This window comes from Streptomyces sp. SID3343 (genome assembly GCF_009865215.1).
Classification (GTDB): Bacteria; Actinomycetota; Actinomycetes; order Streptomycetales; family Streptomycetaceae; genus Embleya.
In genome coordinates this window covers 1-7,407 of record NZ_WWJX01000868.1, presented here as the reverse complement: position 1 = coordinate 7,407, position 7,407 = coordinate 1, and the positions used below count along the sequence as shown (strand labels likewise).

Below are 7,407 nucleotides of genomic sequence, written 5' to 3'. Positions count from 1 at the left end.
GCGAGGAGAGCGGCCGGAGGCCGCCGGCGGCGGAGCCGCCACCGCGCGCAGCGCGGCAACAGAGGGGCGGCCGCGCGAAGCGCGGTCGCTACTTCTTGCCGGAGGACACCGCGACCAGGCGGGTCGGTCAGGAGTCGTAGGCCCAGGACCGGCCGGATTGCCGGTACTCCTCGACGGGGATCGGTTGCACTCCGGGCCGCATCCGGGCGGTGTAGAGCAGTCCGTCGAGATGGTCGATCTCGTGTGCAATGAGCCGGGCGAGCCCGCGTTCGTACACGGTGGTCACCGTGCTGCCGTCGAGCGCGGTGGTCTCCACCGTGATCGTCAGTGGGCGGGGGACCATGCCGCGGACGTCGAAGAAGCTCAGGCACCCCTCGTACTGCTCGTCGGCTTCCTCGGAGGCCGCGGTGATCCGGGCGTTCAGAAGCACGATCGCAGGACTGTCGCGGCCGGGCGGCTGGACGGCGGCGGCGGCCCGGCCGATGCCGATCTGCGGGGCGGCCAGCCCCATGCCCTTGGCGAAGGGGTGGACCTGCCCGATGCGCTCCATCGCGGCGTACAGCTCATCGACGCACCTCTCGGCGGCCTCGCGCTCGGCGGGCAGGTCGAAGGGCCGGGACACCTCGGCGAGAACTGGGGCGCCGTACTGGACGACGCCGATCTCGCGCATCCGCCGGCTGGGCTGCTGCACCTCGGTCACCTGGACTCCTCGGCGGTCGCGTCGAGTTCTGGTCTGGCTCGGAAACGCCATTCCAAACGGTATCGGGCGTGCAGGGTGGCAGGGAGAGATGTGGCCGCGCCGCTGCCCCGACGCCGACCGTAACGCCGAGATCATCGCGCGCCCGAACGCCGGCCCCACGATGAGGAACCAAGAACGATATCGGCGATGACAGTCCGGACTGGGAGCGAACCAGCCGATTCGACGTCGTGAGCCAGCGGGCCCGCCACCGTGCGGTCCCGGCCACCCCACCGGCGGACCGGCCACCTTTGACCCGCGCACGGCGGAAGCCCTTTACGACATGCCCGCCTGGGCACCGCGACCACAAGATCCCGCGCCGCTGCCCGCACTCGCAGACCCGACAAGCGGCCGAGCCCACCCGGCGACTCCCTCGCGACGTCCACTCGGCCACCCCCTGGCGCGTCAGCGCCCACTGATCGATCGTCGACCAGTGATCGACGAGCCCGCGAGGAGAGCGGCCGGAGGCCGCCGGCGGCGCAGCCGCCACCGCGCGAAGCGCGGCAACAGGGGGGTGGCCGCGCGAAGCGCGGTCACCGCGGCTGTGTCCGATGACACCTGTCCGGGGCAGTTACCCGTCAGTACAATCCGGTGGTAAGCAGGGCCGCACCATGTGCGGTGACAGCGGACCGGCGGGGCGGTGCACCGGGGAGCCGGCCCAGGCCGCCAGTTGCCGTGTTCCGGGCGGTCCGGAACCCTCCGGAGGTATTCCGTGGCGAGCCAGACGCCCTCAGCTCAGCCCTCGCAGCCGGCCGCGCCTTCCCAGGCGATCCCGCGTGACCGCCCATGGGTCATGCGGACCTACGCCGGCCACTCCTCGGCCACCGCGTCCAACGCGCTGTACCGACGCAACCTCGCCAAGGGCCAGACCGGTCTGTCCGTGGCGTTCGACCTGCCGACCCAGACCGGCTACGACCCCGACCACGAACTCGCCCGCGGCGAGGTCGGCAAGGTCGGCGTGCCGATCTCGCACATCGGTGACATGCGGCAGCTCCTCGACGGCATCCCCGTCGAGGAGATGAACACCTCGATGACGATCAACGCGACCGCGCTGTGGATGCTCGCGCTCTACCAGGTCGTCGCGGAGGAACAGGGCGCCGACCTCGCCAAGCTCACCGGCACCACGCAAAACGACATCATCAAGGAATACCTCTCGCGCGGGACCTACGTCTTCCCGCCCGGCCCCTCGCTCAAGCTGATCACCGACACCGTGGCCTACACGGTCTCGAACATGCCCAAGTGGAACCCGACGAACATCTGCAGCTACCACCTCCAGGAGGCCGGCGCGACGCCGGTCCAAGAGATCGCGTACGCGATGTGCACCGCGATCGCCGTGCTCGACGCGGTTCGCGATTCGGGACAGGTGGCGCCGGACCGGATGGGCGAAGTGGTCCAGCGGATCTCGTTCTTCGTCAACGCCGGGGTGCGCTTCGTCGAAGAGATGTGCAAGATGCGGGCGTTCGTCCAGCTGTGGGACGAACTCACGCTGGAGCGCTACGGGGTTCGGGACGCCAAGCAGCGCCGGTTCAGGTACGGCGTGCAGGTCAACTCGCTGGGCCTGACCGAGGCGCAGCCGGAGAACAACGTCCAGCGCATCGTCCTGGAGATGCTCGCGGTGACGTTGTCCAAGGACGCGCGGGCGCGGGCGGTACAGCTGCCGGCCTGGAACGAGGCGCTCGGCCTGCCGCGACCGTGGGACCAGCAGTGGTCGCTGCGGATCCAGCAGGTGTTGGCGTTCGAGTCGGACCTGCTCGAATACGGCGACATCTTCAACGGCTCGCACGTGATCGAGGCCAAGGTGGCCGACCTGGTCACCGGTGCGCGCGAGGAGATCGACCGCGTGCAGGCGATGGGCGGCGCGGTCGCGGCGATCGAGTCGGGCTACATGAAGTCGCAGCTGGTCGGGTCGCATTCGGCCCGCCGGGCACGCATCGAGGCGGGCGACGAGGTCGTGGTCGGCGTCAACCGGTTCGAGACCACCGAGGTCAACCCGCTCACCGTCGACCTGGACGCGGCGATCATGAGCGCCGATCCGGACGCCGAGCGATCGGCGGTCGCGTCGGTGCGGGCGTGGCGGGAGAGCCGGGACGCGGACGCGGCCGAGGCGGCGATGACCCGGCTGCGCGAGGACGCGCGCTCGTGGAAGGCCGCGGCGGCGGTCAACCTGATGCCGGCGACCGTTGCGTGCGTACGGGCGGGGGTGACCACGGGCGAGTGGGCGCAGGCGCTGCGCGAGGAGTTCGGCGAGTATCGCGCGCCCACCGGGGTGTCCGGTGTGGTCGGCGTACAGGACGGCGCGGGGTTGACCGAGGTGCGCGGCGCGGTGCGCCGTACCGGCGAGGAACTCGGCGGCCGGTTGCGGCTGTTGGTCGGCAAGCCGGGTCTGGACGGGCACTCCAACGGCGCCGAGCAGATCGCCGTCCGAGCCCGCGACGTGGGCTTCGAGGTGGTGTACCAGGGCATCCGCCTGACGCCGGCGCAGATCGTCGCCGCCGCCGTCGAGGAGGACGTGCACTGTGTGGGCCTGTCGATCCTGTCCGGCTCGCACCTGGAGCTGATCCCCGACGTGCTGGCGCGCATGCGCGACGCGGGCATCGGCGACGTCCCGGTGATCGTCGGCGGCATCATCCCGTCCGCGGACGCGGTGACGCTGCGCGAACAGGGCGTGGCCGAGGTGTTCACCCCGAAGGACTTCGGGATCACCGACATCATGGGCCGCATCGTCGAGGTCATCCGCGCGGCCAACGGCCTGCCGGGGGAGGCCCCGATCCCGGCGTGACGCGGCGGACGGGTGTGACGCGGTGGACGTGCCCAAAGGCGTGGACGTGCCCAAAGGCGTGGACGCGCCCGCGGGGCGCGGACGTTCGTGAGGCGTGCACGTTCGTGACGCGGTAGGTGTGCGTGGGTCGGGCCCGGTACCGGATGGCTTCGGTACCGGGCCCGACCCGGTGCGCAGTTCCCCCGGGTGTCAGCCGACCGGGGTGTTCATGTCCGTGGTGAGCTCGGTCGGACTCAACGCGCGGTCGTAGACGCGGACATCGTCGATCAGGCCGGTGAAGTATTCGCCCCAGACGCCGTTGCCGCCGATCCGCAGGGCGCCGCCGGCGTCGACGATCGGGCCGGTGTGGGCGGTGGCGTGGACTTGGACGCCGTTGACGTACAGCCGCAGGGTGGTGCCGTCGTAGGTGGCCGCCACGTGGCTCCAGGCCGTGGTGGACAGGGGAGTGGTGCCGTCGGCGTAGGTGTCGTCGTTGCCGCCGCTGGTGTTGATCGAGGTGTTGGGCGCGTTCGTGCCGTTGGCGTACAGCGCGTAGGACAGGCCGCCGCCGCGTTCCTTGAGCATGATCGTGCGCCAGTCGGTGACCGCCGCGGGTTTGACCCACGCCTCCAGGGTCATGCCCGCGGTGAGCGCGAGGGTACTGCTGTGCGGGACCGTCACCATCGACGAAGTGCCGTTGAAGGACAGCGCGTTGCCACTGTGACCGGCCACCCACGTGCCGCCCGCCACAGTGCCGTTGTTGCCCTTGCCCGAGCTGTCGGCGACGACCGTGCCGCTGTTCGCGTCGAAGCCGTATCGGGCGACCGGGCCGGTCGGACCGCCGGTGACCTCGCGGTAGGTCGCGGTCACGGTCAGCGCGGTCGCGGGTGCGGTGATGTTGTGCGCGGCCGCGCCGCCGTCGGACCACGAGAGGAACTCGTAGGTCTTACCGCCCAGGGTCTGCGGCGACGGCGCCGCGATAGACGAAGTCCCGCCCACGATCACGGTGTTGGTGAACGGTGCCGGGCGTTGCGCGGAGAACAGGCCCAGGGTCAGGCCCGGTGGGTTGGAGGCCAGTGTGACGTCGACGGTCCGCGGGTCCAGGCGCAGGCTCTTGACCGCGCTCAAGCCGCCCGAATCCGTTGCGGTCAAGCGGAGTTCGAGCCACGACGGATATTCGTGGTCGACCGCCGTGAACGTCCCGCTCGCGCCGCCCTGCCCGGTGATCTGGTGTTCGTGGCACGACGTCGGTGTCGTGCAGTGGTGCATGACGATCTGCCAGTTCAGGCCGGAGCCGGGGATCGTGCCGTCCTGGGGGTCGGTGGCGTGCCCGCTGAACGCGATCGGGTCGCCCACCTTCCAGGTGAGTGTCGACGCCGGCGAGTCGATCACCGGTATCGGGGGTGCGTTGCCCGCCGAAACGGTGATCGGGTCGGAGTCGTCGGTGAGGCCCACCGGATCGGTCACCCGCAACTTGGCGACACGCGTGCCGGGCGTCGTGTACGTGTACGTCGGGTTCGCGGCGGTCGAGTCGTCGAACGCCCCGTCACCGTCGAGGTCCCACGCGTAGGTCAGGCTCTCGCCCGGGTCCGGGTCGAAGGAGGCCGAGCCGGTGAAGGCGACCGTCAGCGGCGTCGTACCGGTGGTCGGGGTCGCCGTGGCCACCGCCGTGGGAGCGCTGCCGGTGTAGCGGATCCGGTGGATCGCGCCGTCCTCGAAGCCGACGTAGTACACGTCCCCTTCGGGCCCGGTGAGCACCTGGACCACGTTCACGCTCGTCGCGAACGCCTTGCGGGTGGCCGGGTCGGGCTGCCCGTCGGCGCCGGCCGTCATGCTCCAGATGCACCGGCGACTGTGGTCGGCGAAGAACAGCGCGTTGCGGTAGGCCGCCGGGTAGCGCTGCCCGGTGTAGAAGGTCACTCCCGAGACGGCCGAACCGTTGCCGGTGGGACAGCCGTCGCCCGGGGTCACCGGGGCGCCGTGGTCGTACGCGTAGTAGGGCGTCTGCACCGCCCCCGGTCCCGCCGCGTACAGGTCGGCGCACAGGTTCAGGCCGATCGACTCGTAGCCGCCCTGGCGGGCCGAGCCCTCGTAGCAGGGCCAGCCGAAGTTGGCCACGGCCGCGCTCGACGGCGTGAACCGGTCCAACTCCTCCCACGTGCTCCACCCGACGTCGCCCACCCACAGCTCGTTGGTGCCGGGCCGGAAACCGATCCGGAACGGGTTGCGCAGACCGGCCGCGACCAGGCGGCGCGCGTTCGCGTCCGGGTTGGCCGCGAGCGGGTTGCCGGGCGCGCCCGCGCCGGTGTTCGCGTCGATGCGGATGACGCTGCCGTTGAGCGCGTACGGGTCACCCGGGGTGCGGAAGTCCTGCGCGCGCAGGGCCCCACCCTCGGCGGTCGGCGCGGTCAACACCGTGCCCACCGGACTGGGCCCGTCACCGCACGGGTTGGCCGGTATCGGGTCCTTGCCGGGGATCGCACCGCTCGCCGGCGTCTGACCGTAGTCGGCCCAGTCGAAGCTCGCGCCGTCCCCCGCGGACGCGTACAGATAACCGTCGGGCCCGAACGCCAGGCTCCCGGTCGCGTGCGAGGGAAACTGCTGACACCAACCCTCGACGAGCACCTGCTCGGGACCGGCCGTGTCGCCGGTCGCGGTGAGCTTGGAGATCCGACCGGTGATCAGGCACCCCTTGGCCTGGGCGCCCGGTGGGCTCGGACAGTCGTCGTCGAGGGCGGTCGCGTTGCCCCAGTAGGGCGCGCTGCCCCCCGGACGCGCGTCGTGCGCGTACATCACGTACACCGACGGGTTCGTCGGGAAGTCCGGGTGCAGGGCGATGCCGAGCAGGCCCCGGTCCCAGAAGTTGTGCACCTTCGCCCGCAGGTCGGCGAAGATCGTCGGGGTGGGATCGGCGATCGAGTCGAACACCTTGATCACCCCGGACTTCTCGGCCACGAAGACCCGGCCGTTCTTCGCGAAGGCCACGTCCACGGGCTGGTTGAGGCCGGTCAGCACCGAGTCGTCGGAGAACTTGGCCGGCACCGCGGCGGCCTGCTGCGCGGAGCGCGCCGTCTCGGTCGACTGCTGCGCCGAACCGAAGAGTTCCGGACCGTCGGGGCGTGTCGGCGACGCCGCGACGGCCGAGGGTATGGACAGTGACAGCGACGCGAGCAGAGCCGCGGCGCAGGCGAGCCAGGCTCGCCCCGTCCTCGACCGTCGCCTCGTGCGTGGCATGCGGATGGAACCGGACATGGACGTCCCCCTGCTCCGTCTGTTCCAGTCGTTCCCGGCGTTGGCGCTGTTCCCCGAGTCCCCCGAGACGCTCGACCGTTCCTGCGCCTCTTGTGCACCATAGGGCGACTCGCCGGGCATCAACGGACTTTTCCGTAACCTCGTCCCGGAGCGGGAGGCGTACACACGTGCGCCGCGTGACCAGTTGGGAGTGTGCGCGTTGTTGTGAAGAGGGAGCGAAGGTTCGCCCGCGCTCGGTCCACGTGACATCGGGGGGTGGCAAGGTGGAACGTGCGGGGTCGAGGGCATGTTCGGCCCGCGCCCGGTCGCCCCGATGGGCGAGGGAAGGCGATGTGGCCGATCGTCGCCGGACGTATCGGCGCGCACCGGATGCGTGCTCAACGATCTTGTTACGAAGCCGGCTCCGAGGATCCGCCCGCCGGCCCTGCCCGGCACACTGATCACCGGTTCCCGCCCGGAGGTGTACCGGCTTTTCCCCGGCCGCGCCGGTGCGTCGAGGGACCACGACGGGGAGCACAGGGAGTGGCATGAACGGCGGCAGCGAACGGCCACAGGACGACGGGGCGAAACGGTTCGGTGACGAACCGGACAAGCCCTCGGCCGGCGCGGGCGGTTCGGGCGGTGCGGGTGACGGGGGCGGCGTGGGTGGTCCGGGCGGCCC

General features: G+C 71.1%; 3 protein-coding genes. 1 reads left to right on the top strand and 2 read right to left on the bottom strand.

Annotated elements, in window-relative coordinates; translation table 11 throughout:
- Positions 1 to 127: 127 nt before the first annotated feature.
- Positions 128 to 700: a peptide deformylase gene (locus tag GT354_RS27100; protein ID WP_161358999.1), complete on the bottom strand. Its 573-nt coding sequence runs from the start codon at positions 698 to 700 to the stop codon at positions 128 to 130.
- An 805-nt stretch (positions 701 to 1,505) separates the two neighbouring features.
- Between GT354_RS27100 and GT354_RS27095 the strand changes: the two genes are divergently transcribed.
- The gene (locus GT354_RS27095) at positions 1,506 to 3,515 is read left to right on the top strand and encodes a protein meaA (RefSeq protein ID WP_346012191.1); all 2,010 of its coding nucleotides are present in this window, start codon (positions 1,506 to 1,508) and stop codon (positions 3,513 to 3,515) included.
- 189 nt (positions 3,516 to 3,704) lie between these two features.
- Here GT354_RS27095 and GT354_RS27090 read toward each other — a convergent pair whose 3' ends face one another.
- On the bottom strand, positions 3,705 to 6,746 hold the full coding sequence (locus tag GT354_RS27090; protein ID WP_237535494.1) for a LamG-like jellyroll fold domain-containing protein: 3,042 nt from the start codon (positions 6,744 to 6,746) through the stop codon (positions 3,705 to 3,707).
- Positions 6,747 to 7,407: the final 661 nt, after the last annotated feature.

Coding starts and splice junctions, on each gene's coding strand:
- GT354_RS27090 (WP_237535494.1), bottom strand. CDS start 6,746: ATGTCCGGTTCCATCCGCATGCCACGCACGAGGCGACGGTCGAGGACG.